Source organism: Paenibacillus sp. TY11, assembly GCF_059772165.1.
In genome coordinates, this window is sequence record NZ_JCBAIQ010000018.1 from 100,020 (window position 1) to 118,370 (window position 18,351).

Sequence of the window (18,351 nt, forward strand, 5' to 3'; positions counted from 1 at the left end):
AACAGTTAGTCAATTGATAATGATTATCAATTTCTCTGGTAAGCATACTTGGAACGGGGGACAACATATGGCAACACTGAAACAACCACTGCGCACAGGCATGCTTCTTGCAGCGATCCTGGTACTACTGACGGTCATTATGGCGGGATGTGGTAGCCAGTCAAAAGATAACAGCGCAGCAACATCTCAAGCAACAGGCGATACCCGAATCATTAAGCATGAGATGGGAGAAACCCAAATTACGGGTAAGCCGAAAAGAATCGTAACGCTGGAATTCTCTTTTGTCGATGCCACAACCCAACTGGGCGTAACGCCTGTCGGGATAGCTCAGGAAAATGACGATGATATTGATGGGCTGCTCGGTAAGAAAATCGACTTCACGCCTGTAGGCACGCGCAAACAGCCGAACCTGGAAACGATCAGCTCCTTGAAGCCGGATTTAATCATTGCCGATCTGAATCGTCATAAAAATATATACAAAGAACTGAGTGAAATCGCTCCGACCATTGTTCTGAAAAGCCGGAATTCTTCCTATGAACAAAACCTGACATCCTTCGGTGTCATTGCCGATGCGTTGGACGAAAAGGAAAAAGGTGAACAGATTCTAGCTGCTCATAAAGCTAAAATGGAAAAGCTGGAACAAGGAGTCAAAGCTGGTGAGCCACGCAGTGTACTGGTAGGGGTATTTCGCTCCGATTCACTGACTGGTCATGCTGCATCTTCCTTTGATGGACAACTACTGGAGCTAGCAGGCATCCATAATGCCCTTCAAAATACAAGCGAACCTACTGTCAAGCTGACCTTGGAGCAGATAGCACAAGCCGATCCGGATGTAATCTTTATGGCTGAAGCCGATGAGAAGCTGATTTCAGAATGGAAGCCAAATCCACTGTGGCAAAACATTACGGCCGTTAAAAAAGGGGAAGTTTATGAAGTGAACCGGGCACTGTGGACCCGGTACCGTGGACTCGGCTCAGCCGAGAAAATACTGGAGCAAGCTATTTCGCTTCTGTATCCCGCGCAAAGTAAAGGAGACGGCTCCCGTTGATCGGACAGGCCTCACGCGACCGGCTGAATAAGCCGGTCTTCTTTGCACTTATAATCGCGCTGCTGGCTGGACTATTGCTGAGCGTAGCGATTGGCCCGGTCAGGATGGATATCCCCACCATGCTGACTGCGCTGTTCACCGAGCATCCGTCCAAGGATCAGCTCATTATCCTGACGGTTCGCCTGCCGCGTGCCGTCATTGGCCTAATTGTCGGGGCTGGGCTTGCCGTGGCTGGAGCGCTGATGCAGGCCATTACACGCAACCCGCTGGCTTCGCCGCAGGTATTCGGGGTCAGCTCGGGCGCTTCGCTGGCTGTCGTGCTGTCGGTTGTGCTGCTGCCGAATATCGGATCGTCCGGCAGCATTTATTTTGCTTTTGCCGGGGCCATCGCGGGCGGTTCCTTCGTATATGCACTGGCCGGAACGGCGGGCATGACGCCGGTCAAGTTGGCCCTTGCCGGGATGGCCGTGCATCTGCTGCTGGCCTCCGTCACCCAGGGACTTCTCGTGTTCAACGAGCAAATATCCGATGTGTTGTATTGGCTCGCCGGAGCCATCGACGGGTCCACTTGGGCCGACACGCGTCTGGTGCTGCCATGGTTCACCATGGGTATGATCCTTGCGCTGGCGCTGGCCCCTTCGCTGTCTGTGCTGAGCCTCGGTACAGAGGTCGCACAGGGGTTGGGACAAAACGTACGTCTTGTCCGCCTACTGGCCTCGGCCTCAGTTATTATGCTCGCAGGCTCTGCCATAGCGGTAGCCGGGTCCATCGGCTTTGTGGGCCTGATGGTGCCAAATATCATCAAGATGTTTACAGGCGACAATTACAAACGGGTCATCCCCTTGTCTGCAATCTGCGGAGCTCTGCTGCTGACATATGCAGACGTGCTTGGACGATTTATTGCCTTTCCTTATGAATCGCCCGTTGGTATTGTAACCGCGCTGGTGGGTGCGCCCTTCTTTTTATATCTGGCATACAAGAACGGGAGGACTTCACGATGAAAAAGCTGTGGATTTTACTCGTGCTCATGCTGGGTGTTTCTTTTATAGCTATTGGCGTGGGCAGCACCTACATTACGCCCTCTGAGCTAATCACGGCTCTGACTGACCGGGATGCCTCATCAGGGTTCATCGTTCACCACTATAGGCTGCCTCGCGGCCTGCTGGCCATTATGGCCGGTGCTGGACTGGCGGTAGCCGGAGTACTGCTGCAAGGCATGATCCGCAACCCGCTAGCTTCGCCGGACGTGGTTGGAGTATCGAAAGGAGCCGGCTTCGCGGCGGTTCTCGTCATCGTGCTGCTACCCTCATCCCCAGTGGCGCTGCTGCCTGTAGCCGCCTTTATGGGAGCCGGGATAGCTGCGCTACTGCTCGTACAGCTTTCGATGAAGGGAGGCATGCGCCCCAATATGCTAGCCTTGACCGGGCTGGCGGTGGGCGCTATTTTTCAGGCTGCGACCGATTATATTCTGGTCAAATATCCACTTGAAGCGAGCGATACGCTGACTTGGCTAGCTGGAAGTCTGTGGGGCAAAGGCTGGGACGAAGTATACGGTCTACTACCGTGGTTGATCGTGTTGTTGCCTCTCGCCTATACGCTACAGCGCAAGCTGGATATTATGAGCCTGGATGAGGAAAGCTCTGCTGGGCTGGGACTTAGCGTAAAGCGTGTGCGGACAGGACTGCTGGCCGTATCAGTGGCCTTGGCTGCCTCCTGTGTCGCTGCCATCGGCTCCATCGGCTTTATCGGACTGCTGGCACCGCACCTGGCACGGCGCTTGTTGGGCAACCGCCACCGCTATCTATTGCCCGGCGCGGCGATGATCGGCGCCCTCATTCTCGTCCTCGCCGATGCGTTGGGACGAGGTTTGAAGCCGCCGCTCGAAATTCCCGCTGGCATCGTGACAGCCGTCGTTGGCGCGCCATATTTTCTATATCTATTGCTGCGGGAACGCAAACAAAAAGGCAACGGATAGGATAAGGATAGGGAGTTGCGCTTCGCAGCTAACGCTGCACTATACCGTAGCGTTTAGCTGCGTTACCTCCCCACCTGTACACCGATATGCTGATTAATTTCTTTTCTGAACGATTCATCATGCAGCAACCGCTCTTTAAAATCATTTATCATGTTGGGCAAGGTGGCACTTGCGATAGGGTCCAAGTCGTCAAAAAACACGGCCAGCTCCGTCGAATGCCCTTCCTTATCTGTCGCATACATTGCCAGCGTTAAAACATAAGCGGTGGATCCACCTTTTTGCCCAATATGTTTCAGCCATTTCCGGTTTTCAGGATGATCCATAAGTTGCTTCTCCATGATCTCGGACAATAACCTTTGCTCCGCTTTTGTGAACCCTTGGCGACGGTTTAATTTACTCATTAAGGAAACATATTCGGCTGTCGTTGAGGCGATAAAACGATCCGTATTCATACGGTCATATTCCTGGTCATACCATGTCGTAATAGCAGCGCTATTCTTGTAAGAGCCACTAATATCACGGCGTAGCTTATTGTGAATGATCCGGGTATATCGACGAAATTCAGCGTCAGACATCGCCTGGATGGCTTCTTTGGCAGAATTGCTGTTCTTTGCATCATTCCAAATCTTTGCCTGGCTCTCCTTCATCCGTTCATAGGGAATCAAAAGGGAGGATACAAACGGATAGATGGGATCATGATTTTGCAAACCAAGGTTGGCTCTCGTCCGATTAATCGCTTCCAAACCCAGTTTGTCCATTAAATATTCCGTATTCGCGTTGGAGCTAAATTGAATCATCCCCTTGACGACGTCACGTACAGATACAGTTTCATTCTTTATCCTCCCTTTGGCCTCCATATCCTGTAGCCATGCCGGATGCGCGCCACCGTCCAATCGGGGTAAATAGAATCTTTTCAGCGAAGTCAACTTGACCCTCTCGTCCGGATTAATCTTACCCGTCGCCGCTTGCTTGACATATTCGACCGCAATGACCGTTTTGACTGTACTTGCCAAAGGCATCATTCGGTTTTCCTCTTGGCCTGCCAGCTTTTCTCCATCTCTCAAAATCGTAATCGAAGCTTTCTCTGGATGCTCCTCCACAAAATGCAATAGACGTCGAGCAGTATCCTGCTCCATCGTTTCATCCTTAGCCTCAGTCGAAATCGCAGTTGTGGGCTGGACGGTATCAAGTAGATTAGCCGCTTGGTCCAGCTTGAAAGATAATAATCCAACCGCCAAGCCCATTACGATGAGTACCACAGCCGAGCTGGCTGCTATCATAATAAACCGCTTTCGTTTCACTATAATCCTCCTACCATAGTACTGCATAAAAAGGTTTACTTTTCCATTTTTATATCTTAGTTTCTATTCTACACGAAAATGAAGTGCAAAAGTTTCATTTCGCGTCACATTTTCAAATAAAAGAAAAAAAGAGTCCCCTGTGTATGACACAAGCTGACTCCCTTTACTAAACTGCCGCATTTATGCTGGTTGTGGTACTTCTGTTCCATTCAAAATGAGATGCATCCGAATCTCCGCTTTTAAGGAGTCGGATACTGCACAATACTTTTCCTTGCCCATCTGAATCGCCTTCCACACGCGGTAATCCGGAATATCTCCATCTACATGGAACTTCAGATCAATCGCTGTAAAGCCCGTTGGCATTTCTTCCTTGCGCGTACCTTCTGCATCAATATCAATTCGAGTAATGTCCGACAAGAAACGATCCAAAATCATCGTAATATCAATACCAATACATCCCGCCAGACCTGCCAACAGCAGTTCCATTGGTGTCATACCTTTACCATCACCGCCATAAGCCGCCGTAGCATCCATCCCAACGGAATAACCGGATGGTCCCTCCGAAGTAAACGCGCGTTTTCCGTGCCAAGTTGTAGATACTTTCATGTTCAAAGTCCTTCTTTCCATCTTAATAATCTATGATTTATCCTCGATCTTACTTTAAAATTCACTGATTTGACGCAAAAATTTCTGTATTCTCTCATGCTGGGGAGCGTCGAAAAACGCCTGTGGCGCTGCCTCCTCCAAAATGATACCGTCTGCCATAAATACAACCTTGTCCGCCACCTCGCGGGCAAATTTCATCTCATGAGTAACGACGACCATTGTCATTCCGTCTTGAGCCAACTCTCGCATAACACCCAGCACTTCCCCGACCAGCTCGGGATCAAGCGCTGATGTCGGCTCGTCGAACAGCATGATCGCCGGGTCCATCGCCAGCGCACGCGCAATGGCAACTCGTTGCTGCTGTCCACCGGACAGACGCGACGGATGTACATCCTGCTTGTCCGATAACCCCACACGCTCCAGCAACTGCTGTCCGATGGACATAGCCTTGTCGCGTGGCATTTTTTTTACCGTCAGCAGTCCTTCAATGACATTGCCGATTGCAGTTTTGTGCGGATACAGATTGAATTGCTGGAACACCATCCCCGTCTGCTTGCGAATATCACGAATGCCTGCTTGGCGGACACGAAGGGGAGCCGTAGCATCGACCTCAATCCCATTCACCTCAAACTTGCCGGAAGACAGCTCTTCCAGACCGTTCAGGCAGCGCAGCAAGGTACTTTTACCCGAGCCGCTCGGGCCGAGCAATACGACGATTTCACGAGCGGCAACCTGAAAATCAATGCTTTTCAGAACCTCTACCTGTCCGAATCGTTTACCTAATCCGTTTGTTGTTATCATCATCTATCATCTCCACCTTAATAAGCTCGAGCCAGACGCTTTTCCACCCGCTCCAGTATAGCGGAGAATCCAATGCTCATAATCCAGTACATCAGGCCAATTTCGAGCAGAAACGGCATGTAGAGCAGATACTGCGCCTGTAAAAGCTGTGCCTGTCGCATCAATTCACTGACCCCGATAACCGACACAAGCGATGTTTCTTTAAGCATACCAACAAACGTATTCCCCATCGGTGCAATCGCGATGCGTACCGCCTGCGGAAGAATGATACGCCACATCGTTTGACCGGGCGACATTCCCGTGGCATAAGCTGCCTCGGTTTGTCCCTGTGGTACAGCTAAAATTGCTCCACGGAACGTCTCCGATAAGTACGCCCCTGTGTTAATACTGAGTGCAAGACAAGCAGCCGTCAGCGATCCGAACGATATCCCATAATCATCCAGCCCATAATAAATGACTGCAATCTGTACCAAAACGGGCGTCCCCCGAATGATAGATACATACATGCGCGCCAGCCACCGCACAGGTCGGTTCCCCTTCAACCGGGCAACAGCAACAACCAAACCAATGATTAGGCCAAAAAACATAGAAACAATCGTAATATACAGCGTATAATAAGCGCCCTTCAATAAAAAAGGGACGTTCTCCCACATTAATTCAAGCATCGGTTATATTCCCTTCTTTCAGACGACTGGCCCCATGTCAGCATAAAAGCCAAGACCGGAGCCAGACGCCTGTAACAGGCTTACGTTATTCTTTTGGCTCCTCGCCAAACCATTTTTTGAAAATCGTTTTGTATGTGCCGTCTTCCTTCATTTCTTTCAGAGCCTTGTTCAGGGCTTCTTTAAGTTCAGGAGTATTTTTGTTAATGGCTACACCTGCTTGATCGGATTTAATCGGCTCGCCTACGGCTTTAATCTGGAACCCGTTTTTGTCGATAATGGGCTTGAGGGCATACAGATTGTTGATAGTTGCGTCAATGCGACCAGAGTTCAAATCCTTCAATGAAGTAATGACATCATCATACGTTTTAATCTCAAAATCGCCTACCTTCGGCAGTACTTCATTCCGCAGATAAGATTCATCATTCGTTCCCAAGCCGACACCAATGGTTTTGCCTTTAAAGTCCTCCAGCTTGGTAATACCATTTGTTTTGCTGTTTACGATAATGTTTACATTGTTTGTGATATAAGGCTCTGTGAAGTCAATAGCCTTCTTACGATCCTCTGTAATCGTCACCTGACTAATCACTGCATCGAATTTTTTCTTTTGCAAACTTGGAACCAATCCCGAGAATTCTTGTGCCGTAAACTCCGGTTTCACTCCAATCCGCTTCGCTAATTCTTTGGCGATATCCACATCATATCCGTCCAATTCCTTGTTATCGTTCAAAAAATTGTACGGTGGATAGGTGCCCATCATGCCTACCTTAATTACACCAGCCTTCTTGATGGCTTCGAGCTGGTTACTCGCTGCCACATTACTGCTACCCGCTCCATTGCTAGTATTAGAAGCTTCTGGCTTAGTACCGCAAGCGCTCAGCACAAGGCTGAACAATGTCAGAGCCATTAGTGTAGTTCCCAAGAACCCTTTTTTACGTGTTTTCATGTATCGTTCTCTCCTGTCTGGATGTAAATGATTGAGTTCATATATGTGATTTGGCTCTATTATTAGCCCGTCTACTGCCTGTTCATGCGATGTTGATCGCGCGCCTAGCCTTGACCTAATAGTCCGTAAAATTCAAAATTAGCCGCCTCTGCTGCCAATCTTTTAGCGGTTATCTGCGTGATGTGGTCATGTGTTCCCTCGGAACCAAATAGCCAGCGTATAATGACACCTTCGATCATGCTCATGAGCAGTGCTGCCCTTAATTCGACATCCAATTCGGCAGGCAGCATGTTCAGCTCGATCGCTCTCTCCATATTGCGCCGGAATGCCAGCTCCATCGCGGTCCTTGTCTCTCGGATACTCTGGCGCACCGGTTCATCGACACCACTGCCGATCAGCAGCAAACCCATCAGATAGCGGTTCTCCAATGCAAAATCAAATAACCGAACAAATAGCGCTTCCGAAGCCTTAACCATATCAGCCAGCGTTCCCGCATCACGACGATATCCCTGTCCGATCGCTGACAGTAGTTGTTCACGGCCTGTAGCGATAATCTCCAGCGCCAGTGCCTCTTTGCTTTTAAAATGCCAATAAAACGTGCCTTGGGCTACTCCCGCCTCCACCACGATATCTGAAATCTTCGTTTGATGGTAACCCTGCTCGGCGAACCGCTTCAACGCAATGTGAAGAAGCTGCGTTCTGCGGTCTGTTTCTTCTCCCGCGTGATCAGTAGGTTGGTCATTCGAGACGGTCTCGGACTGCTTCGCCTTACGTGGCTGCATGGGTTTCCTCCTCCCGATTGATCAGTCAGTCAGTTTTGTATTTTTAATCCTATAGGATAAGTATACTTTTGTCAAAGAAAAAAGTGTCAGAAGAAAATAAAGTATTAGACTAGATTTGCTGCTCCAAGCGGCTTTTGAATTTTAAAAACCGACAGATCCCATAAAATAAGTATTAGACTGGCGCCAACAAAAAGACAGCGGCAGTCTTAGACTACCGCTGTTTTATTAAACTAACGTGTCCCGTTAACTTAAACTACCTTTGAAAGCTAGCGCCGAGTATACCCATCTACCATAAGTGATTAAGAAAGCAAAGAGAGAGTTGACTGACTTCTTTTCGTCTGAATATACCTCGATTACTTTAAAGTGCTTATGTCACTTTATAGTGCGTACTTCCTATGTATGGTTAGTTGATGCAAAATAATGTTGTACAAAGAATAGTACAGAAGGAGCTGAAACACTATGAATAATGAATCTACAACAACACGCAAAGTCGCCTTGGTCGTAGGTGCGAATGGTGTTATCGGTCGCAACCTCATTGATTACCTCATCTCTCTTCCTGATTGGGACGTGATCGGCGTATCGCGTCGCGGTGGAGAATCTAGCAACCATGTTCGATATGTGGCTGCGGATCTACTCAATATAGACGATCTTCACGAGAAGTTAAGCGATTTAACTGGGGTAACACACATTTTTTATGCTGCTTACCAAGACCGTCAAACTTGGGCTGAACTTGTTCCACCGAACCTCGCCATGTTAGTGAACATCGTAGAAGTGATCGAACCAATCGCGTCAGGCTTGAAACATGTCAGTCTGATGCAGGGATACAAGGTATACGGCGCACATCTCGGCCCGTTCAAAACTCCTGCTCGTGAGACGGACGCTAACCACATGCCTCCTGAGTTCAATATTGATCAGCAAGATTTCTTAGAACAACGGCAAAAAGGTAAGGCTTGGACTTGGTCTGCACTCCGTCCTTCTGTAGTCTGCGGCTTCTCACTTGGAAATCCGATGAACCTCGCAATGGTCATAGCGATTTACGCTTCAATTTCGAAGGAACTTGGAATACCTTTGCGGTTTCCAGGTAAGTCGGGAGCTTACAACAGCCTCTTGGAGATGACAGACGCTGGGCTTCTCGCAAAGGCAACAGTATGGGCGGCGACCGACGAGCGCTGTGCGAATCAGGCATTCAACATTACGAACGGCGATCTGTTCCGTTGGAATGAGTTATGGCCGAAGATCGCTCAATACTTTGGTATGGAAACAGCGCCTCCGTTACAGATGTCTCTGGACGTTGTCATGGAGGACAAGGAGCAGCTTTGGAACAAAATGGTTGAGAAGCATGGGCTTGCTCGGAATTCCTATAAAGACGTATCCTCTTGGCTATTCGGCGATTTCGTGTTTGCATGGGATTACGATTTTTTTGCCGACGGAACTAAGGCTCGTCGTTTAGGCTTTCACGAATTTGTCGATACCGAAGCAATGTTTATGAACATCTTCAACGACTTCCGCAAGCGTAAAGTCATCCCGTAAACTACCGTATAAAATAAGAAATCCGACCTTGTACTGGGTCGGTTTCTAACTGTTATTTACGTCTGTAATCATTGGATTAGCCAGAACAGTAGCCTTTCCCTCGTACTTTCTCTCTATATGCGAATCCCCCCAACGGCACATCAGATGTAGGAGTTCCTTTAGACTCCAGCCGTAGTCTGTCAACTCATACTCAACTCTAGGTGGTACCTGATTATAGGAAATACGTAAGATGACGCCCTCTTCTTCAAGCTCCCGAAGGTGCTGCGTTAACATCTTTTGAGTAATTGCGGGAATCAAGCTCTTAAATTCATTATTACGTTTCTTACCGAATGTCAAATGAAAGAGAATAACAGGTTTCCATTTCCCACCAATCACCTCTAAAGTTGCCTCAACTGCAGTGTTGTAAATTTTTTCAGTCTTTTTCACACAACTTGCCCCTTTTCGAATATTTCGATACAGGTCATTGGTAACTCCTGATGAATTGGAGCCATTAAATATCCCTATTAAACATTATAACTACAACCAAAATATTACGCTATCCTGCCCTTTAGTTGAACAGCGGCGGATTAAAAAAAAGATATCCGCCGCCAATAAGCACTAAAAAAATCGTCTATAAAGTTCTCTCCGGCGCTCGCCGCGGAGCTGCGCGTAGATTTGCGTGGTGGATGCTTTCTCATGACCCAGCATACCTTGGATGAAATCTAGAGGGGCGCCGTTATCAAGGAGTTGGCATGCATAGGTATGTCGAAAGCGATGTGGGTATACATTCGCTTCAATCTCTCCCCGCTCTGCAAGCCGTTTTAATGCCCATCTAATCGTAGGTATGGCCATTCGTTTTGTTGGATGGGTAACGGTTACAAATAAGGCTTTACAGGAGTCCTCACGGCTGGCCAGATACTTCTTTAACCATACCTTGCACTCTGTCGTAAAGTAAACTTCTCTCTGCTTCGATCCCTTGCCATTAACGATCGCTGAGCAGTTCTCCCAGTTCAGATCCTCGATGTTGATCTTCTCCACCTCCCCGACACGGCAGCCGGTACAGTAGAGAAACTCAAGCAACGCTCTTTCCCTGAGTGACTGGCATGAGATCTTCAAGTGTATAACATCTTCCTTAATTAAGAACTTAGGGATACGCTTATCTAATTTTGGTTCTCTTAATTTCAGAGAGGGATTCGAAGTCAGATACGTCTCTTCATAAGCGTAACGGAAAAGAGAGCGAACAAACTGAATTCGATGGCCTAGGCTGCTTGGCTTTAATCGGTCTGCTTGTTTTGCCAAGTATTCCTTCAGCATTGTTAACGTTACTTCCGTTATAGCCAGGTCGCCTAGCTCCAACATCAACATTTTTGCTGAAGCGAGTATGCTTTTAATGTTTTTGGACTGAACCCTTGAATACGTTTGTCAGCTTCATACAACCTCCATAACTCACTTAAGTTCATAAACAAAACCTCCCTTTAGAAGCTATTAAATCTAGTTTGCTTCCAAGGGGAGGTTTTAATCTGCATGTTGTATTGAACTAGCGTGTCCCGTTAGCGCAATGATAAGATTACGAATTTCACCTCCGGAAAGCGGCTATCCGGTCCTTTCATTAAGATTCCGCCTTGATTTTTCAGATACATATCGAAAAAATCCAATATGTAGGCATTGATAACGGAGTTCGCTCTTTCGGGCGCAATCTTTCCTGTAATGCCCAGCATGTTGAAAATCGGAGAAACGAACTGGACGTCGGCAAAATTCAAATGCTCTGTATTTTCGATATAGAGAACTTGTCCCCCTTCGTCGACCGTTTCGCGCATCCGTTCAAGCTCCAACTTTTTATCTTCCGTTACTTGATCTTCCCACTCTCTTGTTGAGCCCATACGGATAAGCTCTGCATCCGTGTATACCCGGTTATCCATCACCCTTTTTAATTGTTCGAAATAGCTTTCCGAGTTGATGAACAAAAACGGCTTTCGCAGACCCTCTCGGTCACGCAGTCGATAAAGCCCTCCATCAAGGTCGACTCCAACCGCGATGCGCGGATCGTAAGAAGCGTCATAGGCCGTCGCTCCGCCGATGGAATGGCCGAACACCCCGACATGACCGAGATCCATCCTCCCTTTGAGATGACTTGGAATCTTCCCCGATTGGATGAGCTCGAATTGGTCCAGCACGAACGCCACATCTTCGGTTAGAACTTTTCCCAACTTGTCGCGAATTCCTCTACTCGTCCGGTAATCCTGGTCGGGCGAGAATAAGTCGTTCGTTGTGCTGGTCGTGATTCGCCCGTCCGGAAACTCGGTTGCAAATGTATTGTAGGTGTGGTCGATCACGGCCACAATATATCCGTGACTCGCGAGATTTTCGGCATGCGACGTGTGGAGAAACCTGGAAGAACCGTTGCCGGGATTCGCCAGGATCAGCGGGTATGAAGTCTGTGCCGAAGAGACTTCGTCCCCTGAATAAGCATGACTGAATACGTACTTCAGGTGTTGAAAAGTAAACCCGGGAAGGCCATAGTCCGCGGCCATATAACGTAAAATCTGGGGATCGGGCACTAAGGGAGCGTACTTACCGATGCCAGCTTGAGCCGGATACCATACCTGAACCATCAATTCTCTCTTACCATCTCTAGTTTCGTCGAAAATCTCTTTCCTGTTTGTATCCACGAAATGAAAAGTTTGCGTTCCCACCTTAAATTCGCCTGTCGGTTCAGGTAGTTTAAATACGGGGAAAGCATACATGAGACCCGCTGTTCCGACCAGCATGATCGCGATAGCGGTATAAGCTGAACCCACCAGGAATCGGGGGATTCTCATTTGACCGTTTTTTTTAAAATAGCGATAACCTGTCACAGCTAAAAAAAGGATCGTCAAGCAATAGGGGAAAAATAGCTGAACTCTGTATCCTTCCACGGTCCAATGAATGAGCAGTAACAGCGTGGCGGCTCCGCTTGCAACGAATACTGGAATTCTACGCCGTCCGTTTTTTAATACGACTGTTAATGCAAACAAGCCGATGTTTGACAATAAAAGCAACAGTTCAAACAATCTCACCTCAAGTCTCCTTTCAAAAAGTTTCCATTTTCGTTCGTTACAATCTTACCTGCCAGGCTAGCCTAAGCCCCTCCCTCCTTTCGCTACTTCAGTATAAAGACGGTTTCAAGATCCAAAATGTATCCGTTACGTTACTGTAAACTGCCTGTTAGCTTAACGAAAAGACAGCCGACTAATTAGCCGACTGACTACTTGAGTTATCATTCAGCGTTCTATTGGGGACTCACAGCAAACTATGCTTCCAGTTGCGTTGAAGAAATCGTGAATACACCTTAATTTGGGCAATATACGCCACACTTATGGGTAAATAACTGATCCCTTTATGGGATAAGTCACACGCTTTATTGTATTCCTCATCATCGGAGAAGCTGTTCGTCAGCTCCAGCAACTGCTCGTCATTGCCCGTTTTCCACATTTCAGCCATTTGGTCCACCGTCTGGTCGAGCACGTCAAAGTTGTCCAGCGTTGCATTCAGGGTTTTCTCTTGCAGCTCTTTGGAAAAGTCATCGAACATACCGAGTTGGGATTCGTAGGATTCCAGCTCAATGACCGGAATTTTGCGCTCAATTGCCTTCTGGATGAATACAGATCGACTCCCGCCGACGCCTCGTATTCAGCCTTGGCTGATTTTAGGCTGCTGATCGTCGTTTCGACTACCCACGGCTTGAATGCGTCCAGGGCGTTTGGCTCCAAACCGGCTTGCTTCAATATTTTGCCGCACTTGGCATACGTCTCGCTGGATACATGATCCTTCAGCGTTGTGCCGTCCTGATACATGCCCATGTCCATGATCATCTTCTGCTGAGCTTCATCCGCAGACTTGCTGATATCGATCTCTACGCCGAGATAGTCCGCCTCGGCAAATGCCTCTTCGAACTCCCTGCGCAACGGATAGAAGCTGTCATCCGCAATGTGCATGGAACCTACCAGGTATACCGTATTGCCGTTGCTTTCGACTCCCCACATGAAGCCGCGCCCACCCTCAGCGTTGGCAGTGGTCGGGGCGCTGCTTTCCCCGGTTTTGGAGAGCAAAATGACCGTCCGCGTTTTCGCATCCCAGCGAACCTCATATCCGATGGCATCCCCGACGATACGGATCGGCGCATAGGTTACGCCATTGATTTGTTTGAGCTTGCTTTGAGAGTAATCGTTTTGCCGCTCTGACCCCTGAATGCTTAAGGCTTCAGGGGTCATTATTTTCTTCGAAAATATTCAGGTATGGTTGTATTTTAGTCTTCTTAAACTCCTATATAAGTGAAAGGCGAGAATGAAAGATTTGAGATGGGGTACTCAGATCTCTCATATTACCCCTCGTATTTTTCAAAATACAAATAAAGAAGGAGTTTTTAATTATGGCAATTAACTTTAATATCCGACTGGTAACCTTTATCCCTCATGACAAAGTGCCGTCCCCGGTACAATACGCTGCACCAACCTACTTTGTATCTTTCAAAGGTGATAACCGGGGATTTGACAAAAATACTGCAAACACTGAAAACTTTCGTACTGCACAGCAAATTAATGTTGAATTCACGAATACAGGAGGGAGCTGGGGATCCTATCGCAATGTCGGCACGACCACAGCTTACTACTTGAATAATACGACCGCGAAGACAGAAACATCAACCGCCAAAGCATCGGATAGTGGTTTGACCATTACTCGCACAGCTGCAAGCTTAACGGGAAGCAGCAGTGACTATATGAAATTCCTTTGCAAATGCAGTGTGGGCAATCCATTCATTCCAAGTCCGGATATCTTCAACGGCAATATTGATTATGAATTTACCCTCTTTGTTTATAAAAACGGGACCATTTCCATACAGGGTAGTCATGATGGCTTCCCGGCCTATGAAGTGTACGCACAAGCGAACTCTGGTGGTTATCAAAATATTTATCTCTTCGACCCTCGGGATCATGGCAAAACGTCAATGGCTTTGTTACCACCAATGGATGTCACAGGTGTATCCACGTCTCGAAAAATTCTGTAATAATAAAGAGGCCCTACGTCTTTGTAGGGCCTTCTGTTACGTTTACTGAGTCTGTTGTATTTTTTTCGAAAATAGCAAATTATAAATGATTCCTAAGATAAACGCCGGTGGGATAAAAAAGCATAACAATAACTTTCCTTCTGGGGATGTTATTTGTCCTCCAGATGCTAAGAAGGGAAAGAAAAGACCCACAAGAATGGATACAATGATAGTAAGGAGCCATTTCAATGCAACGTTAATTGTTGCTCGGTTGATGGCATAAGCGCCTAAAAAGATCGCTGGTACCATAATAAACAAATAGAGGAGGAATGATGTGATGACGATCCCTCTATATTCGCTTTCATGAATTGTTTGATTGAATAAAATTTGACTTCCTTTTTGATAAAGCCATGCTCCAACGGCATAGGCCAAAATGATGCCAATTGCTGCTAGGATATACTTTGTAATTTTGTTCAAGTGGCTCACCTCAATCAAGATCAGTTTTGTACTCATTACATAAGACGTAAAAAATTGAAAAAAAGTTACCACATATAAGCAATTTTAATCTTCAACTTTTCAAAGAGCTCTTTACAAGCCAGGCTAATTGCATTGTTGGGCATCATGTCAAAGCATTGAGCACTTAATAATTGACAGTGCCATCATGACGAAACGTTAGTGCAAAGATTTTTAAAAGCCCTCGTACAATTAAACACGCCTTTGAAGCTTGACATTACATTCTGACATTATGCCAGTGACGTACTCTATATAATTCACAGAGCCGTTGAAGTTCAAATAAGCTTCATAACGCATGCGGATGGCGGGTAATGTAATCAAATCCAGAACATTTTCCTTGGAACCCACCTAGATTCGCTCGTTTCATCAGAAGTAGCTAACTCTCCATCCACAGCTTTGCACACGAAATCAAACATGACCTTCGTAGGAACATCGGTCACACCGTCATCCCACTTATGTATCACTGTATTCGAAACAACACTAATTAAATGGTTAACCGTGGCGTCTATTCCACTTTCCTCTTTGATTTCACGAATCACGCCATCAATCAGATTTTCTCCAACTTCAGTTATGCCACCAGGATACACCCAACCATCGTCATGGGCTTTTACTAATAGGATATTTCCATTTCCATCTTCTACAATTCCACCTGCCGATACAATATGTGTCGGAAACGCCACTTCACGGCCTCCTAATTCGGTAAAGTTGTATATTTATTCCACATGATTCCTAAACTATCCTGCCCGTTAGTTGAACAAAGGCAACCGATCACATTGGTCGGCTGCCTTCTTTGTTTTATTGAGCTATCGTTCCCCGTTAGCTTAATGACTTAAGATGCTTTTTAAAAAATGATTTAACAACCTCCATCGTTTGCGGCTGTGTGAAGCCAATGTGTCCTGCACCCTTAACTTTATACATTTCCGCGTAGTTTCCAGCCCTGCGCAGGGCCTTAAACATTTCGACGCTCTGCTCATAGGGGACAACGTCATCTGCATCGCCATGCATGATTAGAGTGGGTGGTGCAGAGGGGTGAATGTAACGGATAGGGCTTGCGCTTCTAGCCTTTTCTTTATTCTCCTGGATAGCTCCCCCTACTAATTTAGACTCTGGCGAATGTGGAGAATCGTGGTCAAATACAGAAGGGTACTGGCTCATAGAAAGTAGATCAGTCGGGCCAAACCAATCAACAACGGCTTGAATATTAACCTGATCGTCTAAGCTTCCCATCGCCTCAAGCCCAGCCAGTAAGGCTAAATGGGCACCAGATGAGTCCCCCCATATACCTACTCTTTTCGGATCGATATTGAATTGGGACGCATGGGTTCTTAAATAACGTATAGCAGATTTTACATCTTCAAGCTGCGCGGGGAATATGTCTTGTGAGCTTAGGCGATATTGAATGCTTGCGACGACGTAACCATCCTTGGAAAATTCCGATAATTGCGGGATAAACTGAAACGTATCCTGCTCACTCCAGCCCCATCCGCAACCTTGTAAATAAATAATCAGTGGATAAACTTCTTTATTGCCGTCACGGTTAAATAATGCATCCATTGGATCACGGTAAACCAGTAGATTTAGTTTTAAAGAATACTCCTCTTTTTCTAAATAAACAATATTAGGAATTAGTTGAACGTATGAGTTCCTATCGGATTCCCAGTGTAGCTCTTTAATCTCTTCCTCAAAGTTTTGTCCCATCTTTAACACTCCTTATCGTTTTTTCGGGAGGGTCAGTTTGTTGTAATGAATTTTATTACAACTAGTGAAAAAAATTATGCTTCCCCTAAGAAGAAGCATGTTTTTTTTGCTTGATAAGCTCCGTAATTTCTTCTAATGACACATCGCGAAGTATCTCTTCCATTGCATGTTGTGCCTTTAGCAGGAAGAGCCCAAGAATCTCATTAATATTCGAGCCCACCCAGCAAATTGGATTAGGATTTTCATGAGTATGAAAGAGACCATCATCATGGACAACATCGACAGCAATAAAAATATCGTATAATGATATGTCTGCTGGCTCTTTTAGTAAGGACGCGCCACCTATCCCGCGTTTCACCTCAATTAATCCAGCTCTTTTCAGTAAGCTGCTGATCTGACGAATAATGACCGGATTAATGTTCACGCTATCTGCTATTTGTTCTGATGTAAGCTGGTCAGTACGAACATTAATAAGTGTCAGCATATGTACAGCAACGCTAAATTTGCTACTGATTCTCATTTACACCCTCCCGTTGTAATAATTTTACTTACAACTATAGGTAGTTGTCAATATCTTAACTGTGTTTGAGTTAATCTTCCTCTATGGTTGAGGGCTGAAAACTTCGCCAGAAAACAGAAACAGCGGTATCCACTGCCGCCGTTTTATTGAGCTAACGTTTCTCTTTAGCTTAACGGCATCCACGATTTGACGCTTACTTCAATAAAAAAGAGAACAGACCACCCGTGGCAGTCCGCTCCCGTCAGTTAAGCCGAAAGGTTTCAGCAAATCGTCCGCAACTTGACGCGGATGATCCAGATGCCGCAGCTTGGCAATCATTATCAGATTTTCGCACCCGGTGCAATATCTCGTCTACGGCGGCAAAATGCCCGGTCAGACTGATCGCATGCCGCACATTCTCGGGTTTTAATGCGACGTCAAATCCGCTTACGGTGGCGGTGCCTCGTCCTATTTGGCAGCGTGGTGAGGATTCTGACAATCGTCGTCTTGCCCGCGCTGTTGGAGCCAAGCAGGGCGAAAATCTCACCTCGCTTCACTTCAAAATCGACGCCCTTAGGACTTCTGTGTCTTTGAAAGACTTTCGCAGACCTTTCACTTAAATTGCTTTTTCCATCCCGATATCCCCCTTTTACTTTGTTTTATCCGTAACCTTTTTCATGGCTTGGTCAACAGATTCTTGATAGATGTCAGCGTAAGTTTTTGAATCTTTGATTAGATCGTCGCAGAAAGCCGCTACGTCACTGCCCGTCACTTCGAGCACGCCTTTCCCCAAGGCCGCGCCCTCTTCAAAAAGATCGATAATCCCCGCGAGCAAACCCGTCCCGTCGGTTAGCTCAACAGGGCCGACCTTAAAGAGATATTTTTGAATCTCTTTATAAACAATCTGGTAATCTTGCGGGAGCGCTTTGAGACGCACCACGTGCGCTCGCCACTCTTTTTTGCCTTCGATGATATCTCGTATTCTCAT

19 protein-coding genes and 2 pseudogenes are annotated in these 18,351 nt (G+C 46.7%); 5 read left to right on the forward strand and 16 right to left on the reverse strand.

From position 1 onward, the window contains the following. The first annotated feature begins 67 nt into the window (after positions 1 to 67). The 3 genes from AC6EJC_RS19405 to AC6EJC_RS19415 are packed head-to-tail and all read left to right on the forward strand — an operon-like array spanning position 68 to position 3,023. Positions 68 to 1,048, forward strand: coding sequence for an ABC transporter substrate-binding protein (locus AC6EJC_RS19405; RefSeq protein WP_444955369.1), 981 nt, complete (start codon positions 68 to 70; stop codon positions 1,046 to 1,048). After that, the gene (locus AC6EJC_RS19410) at positions 1,045 to 2,049 is read left to right on the forward strand and encodes a FecCD family ABC transporter permease (protein WP_444955370.1); all 1,005 of its coding nucleotides are present in this window, start codon (positions 1,045 to 1,047) and stop codon (positions 2,047 to 2,049) included. Before AC6EJC_RS19405 ends, AC6EJC_RS19410 begins: the two co-directional genes overlap by 4 nt. After that, positions 2,046 to 3,023, forward strand: coding sequence for a FecCD family ABC transporter permease (locus tag AC6EJC_RS19415; RefSeq protein ID WP_444955371.1), 978 nt, complete (start codon positions 2,046 to 2,048; stop codon positions 3,021 to 3,023). Before AC6EJC_RS19410 ends, AC6EJC_RS19415 begins: the two co-directional genes overlap by 4 nt. A 62-nt stretch (positions 3,024 to 3,085) precedes the next feature. Here the strand turns inward: AC6EJC_RS19415 and AC6EJC_RS19420 are convergent, their stop codons facing one another. The 6 genes from AC6EJC_RS19420 to AC6EJC_RS19445 all read right to left on the reverse strand — a co-directional run bounded on the left by AC6EJC_RS19420 (position 3,086) and on the right by AC6EJC_RS19445 (position 8,121). Then, positions 3,086 to 4,324 carry a serine hydrolase gene (locus tag AC6EJC_RS19420; protein ID WP_444955372.1) on the reverse strand — a complete coding sequence of 413 codons (1,239 nt, stop codon included), beginning with the start codon at positions 4,322 to 4,324 and terminating at the stop codon, positions 3,086 to 3,088. A 180-nt stretch (positions 4,325 to 4,504) separates the two neighbouring features. Then, positions 4,505 to 4,930, reverse strand: coding sequence for an OsmC family protein (locus AC6EJC_RS19425; RefSeq protein ID WP_444955373.1), 426 nt, complete (start codon positions 4,928 to 4,930; stop codon positions 4,505 to 4,507). Between the two features lie 54 nt (positions 4,931 to 4,984). Further along, a complete protein-coding gene (locus tag AC6EJC_RS19430; RefSeq protein WP_444955374.1) occupies positions 4,985 to 5,734 on the reverse strand; it encodes an amino acid ABC transporter ATP-binding protein in 750 nt (249 codons plus the stop codon). A 14-nt stretch (positions 5,735 to 5,748) separates the two neighbouring features. Then, positions 5,749 to 6,396 carry an amino acid ABC transporter permease gene (locus AC6EJC_RS19435; RefSeq protein WP_013308808.1) on the reverse strand — a complete coding sequence of 216 codons (648 nt, stop codon included), beginning with the start codon at positions 6,394 to 6,396 and terminating at the stop codon, positions 5,749 to 5,751. A gap of 85 nt (positions 6,397 to 6,481) precedes the next feature. Further along, positions 6,482 to 7,339, reverse strand: a complete 858-nt coding sequence (locus AC6EJC_RS19440; RefSeq protein WP_444955375.1) for a substrate-binding periplasmic protein — start codon at positions 7,337 to 7,339, stop codon at positions 6,482 to 6,484. 104 nt (positions 7,340 to 7,443) lie between these two features. After that, a complete protein-coding gene (locus AC6EJC_RS19445; protein WP_444955376.1) occupies positions 7,444 to 8,121 on the reverse strand; it encodes a TetR/AcrR family transcriptional regulator in 678 nt (225 codons plus the stop codon). Positions 8,122 to 8,580: 459 nt separating this feature from the next. Between AC6EJC_RS19445 and AC6EJC_RS19450 the strand changes: the two genes are divergently transcribed. Next, positions 8,581 to 9,651, forward strand: coding sequence for an SDR family oxidoreductase (locus tag AC6EJC_RS19450; protein ID WP_444955377.1), 1,071 nt, complete (start codon positions 8,581 to 8,583; stop codon positions 9,649 to 9,651). Positions 9,652 to 9,696: 45 nt separating this feature from the next. Here AC6EJC_RS19450 and AC6EJC_RS19455 read toward each other — a convergent pair whose 3' ends face one another. The 4 genes and pseudogenes from AC6EJC_RS19455 to AC6EJC_RS19470 form a co-directional block, all read right to left on the reverse strand. Beyond that, positions 9,697 to 10,077, reverse strand: coding sequence for a winged helix-turn-helix transcriptional regulator (locus AC6EJC_RS19455; RefSeq protein ID WP_444955378.1), 381 nt, complete (start codon positions 10,075 to 10,077; stop codon positions 9,697 to 9,699). A gap of 171 nt (positions 10,078 to 10,248) precedes the next feature. Next, entirely contained in the window at positions 10,249 to 10,929 is a 681-nt protein-coding gene (locus tag AC6EJC_RS19460; RefSeq protein ID WP_444955379.1) for a tyrosine-type recombinase/integrase, read from the reverse strand. A gap of 251 nt (positions 10,930 to 11,180) precedes the next feature. Beyond that, entirely contained in the window at positions 11,181 to 12,686 is a 1,506-nt protein-coding gene (locus AC6EJC_RS19465) for an alpha/beta hydrolase family protein (protein WP_444955380.1), read from the reverse strand. A gap of 223 nt (positions 12,687 to 12,909) precedes the next feature. Next, positions 12,910 to 13,880, reverse strand: a pseudogene (locus tag AC6EJC_RS19470) (TraB/GumN family protein). A 158-nt stretch (positions 13,881 to 14,038) separates the two neighbouring features. Here AC6EJC_RS19470 and AC6EJC_RS19475 point away from each other — a divergent pair. Beyond that, positions 14,039 to 14,674, forward strand: a complete 636-nt coding sequence (locus AC6EJC_RS19475) for a DUF3238 domain-containing protein (RefSeq protein ID WP_444955381.1) — start codon at positions 14,039 to 14,041, stop codon at positions 14,672 to 14,674. Between the two features lie 42 nt (positions 14,675 to 14,716). On the opposite strand, the gene AC6EJC_RS19480 is transcribed toward AC6EJC_RS19475, so the two are convergent. The 6 genes and pseudogenes from AC6EJC_RS19480 to AC6EJC_RS19505 all read right to left on the reverse strand — a co-directional run bounded on the left by AC6EJC_RS19480 (position 14,717) and on the right by AC6EJC_RS19505 (position 18,351). Next, positions 14,717 to 15,130 (reverse strand): hypothetical protein, encoded by a 414-nt coding sequence (locus AC6EJC_RS19480; RefSeq protein ID WP_444955382.1) that lies wholly within the window; start codon positions 15,128 to 15,130, stop codon positions 14,717 to 14,719. A gap of 353 nt (positions 15,131 to 15,483) precedes the next feature. Then, positions 15,484 to 15,846, reverse strand: coding sequence for an NUDIX hydrolase (locus AC6EJC_RS19485; protein WP_444955383.1), 363 nt, complete (start codon positions 15,844 to 15,846; stop codon positions 15,484 to 15,486). A 136-nt stretch (positions 15,847 to 15,982) separates the two neighbouring features. Next, positions 15,983 to 16,864, reverse strand: a complete 882-nt coding sequence (locus AC6EJC_RS19490; RefSeq protein WP_444955384.1) for an alpha/beta hydrolase fold domain-containing protein — start codon at positions 16,862 to 16,864, stop codon at positions 15,983 to 15,985. 85 nt (positions 16,865 to 16,949) lie between these two features. Further along, positions 16,950 to 17,384 carry an Rrf2 family transcriptional regulator gene (locus tag AC6EJC_RS19495; protein WP_342428041.1) on the reverse strand — a complete coding sequence of 145 codons (435 nt, stop codon included), beginning with the start codon at positions 17,382 to 17,384 and terminating at the stop codon, positions 16,950 to 16,952. Between the two features lie 234 nt (positions 17,385 to 17,618). Further along, positions 17,619 to 17,979, reverse strand: a pseudogene (locus AC6EJC_RS19500) (ATP-binding cassette domain-containing protein); the annotation flags it as partial. Between the two features lie 33 nt (positions 17,980 to 18,012). Beyond that, positions 18,013 to 18,351 carry a DUF1048 domain-containing protein gene (locus AC6EJC_RS19505; RefSeq protein ID WP_444955385.1) on the reverse strand — a complete coding sequence of 113 codons (339 nt, stop codon included), beginning with the start codon at positions 18,349 to 18,351 and terminating at the stop codon, positions 18,013 to 18,015.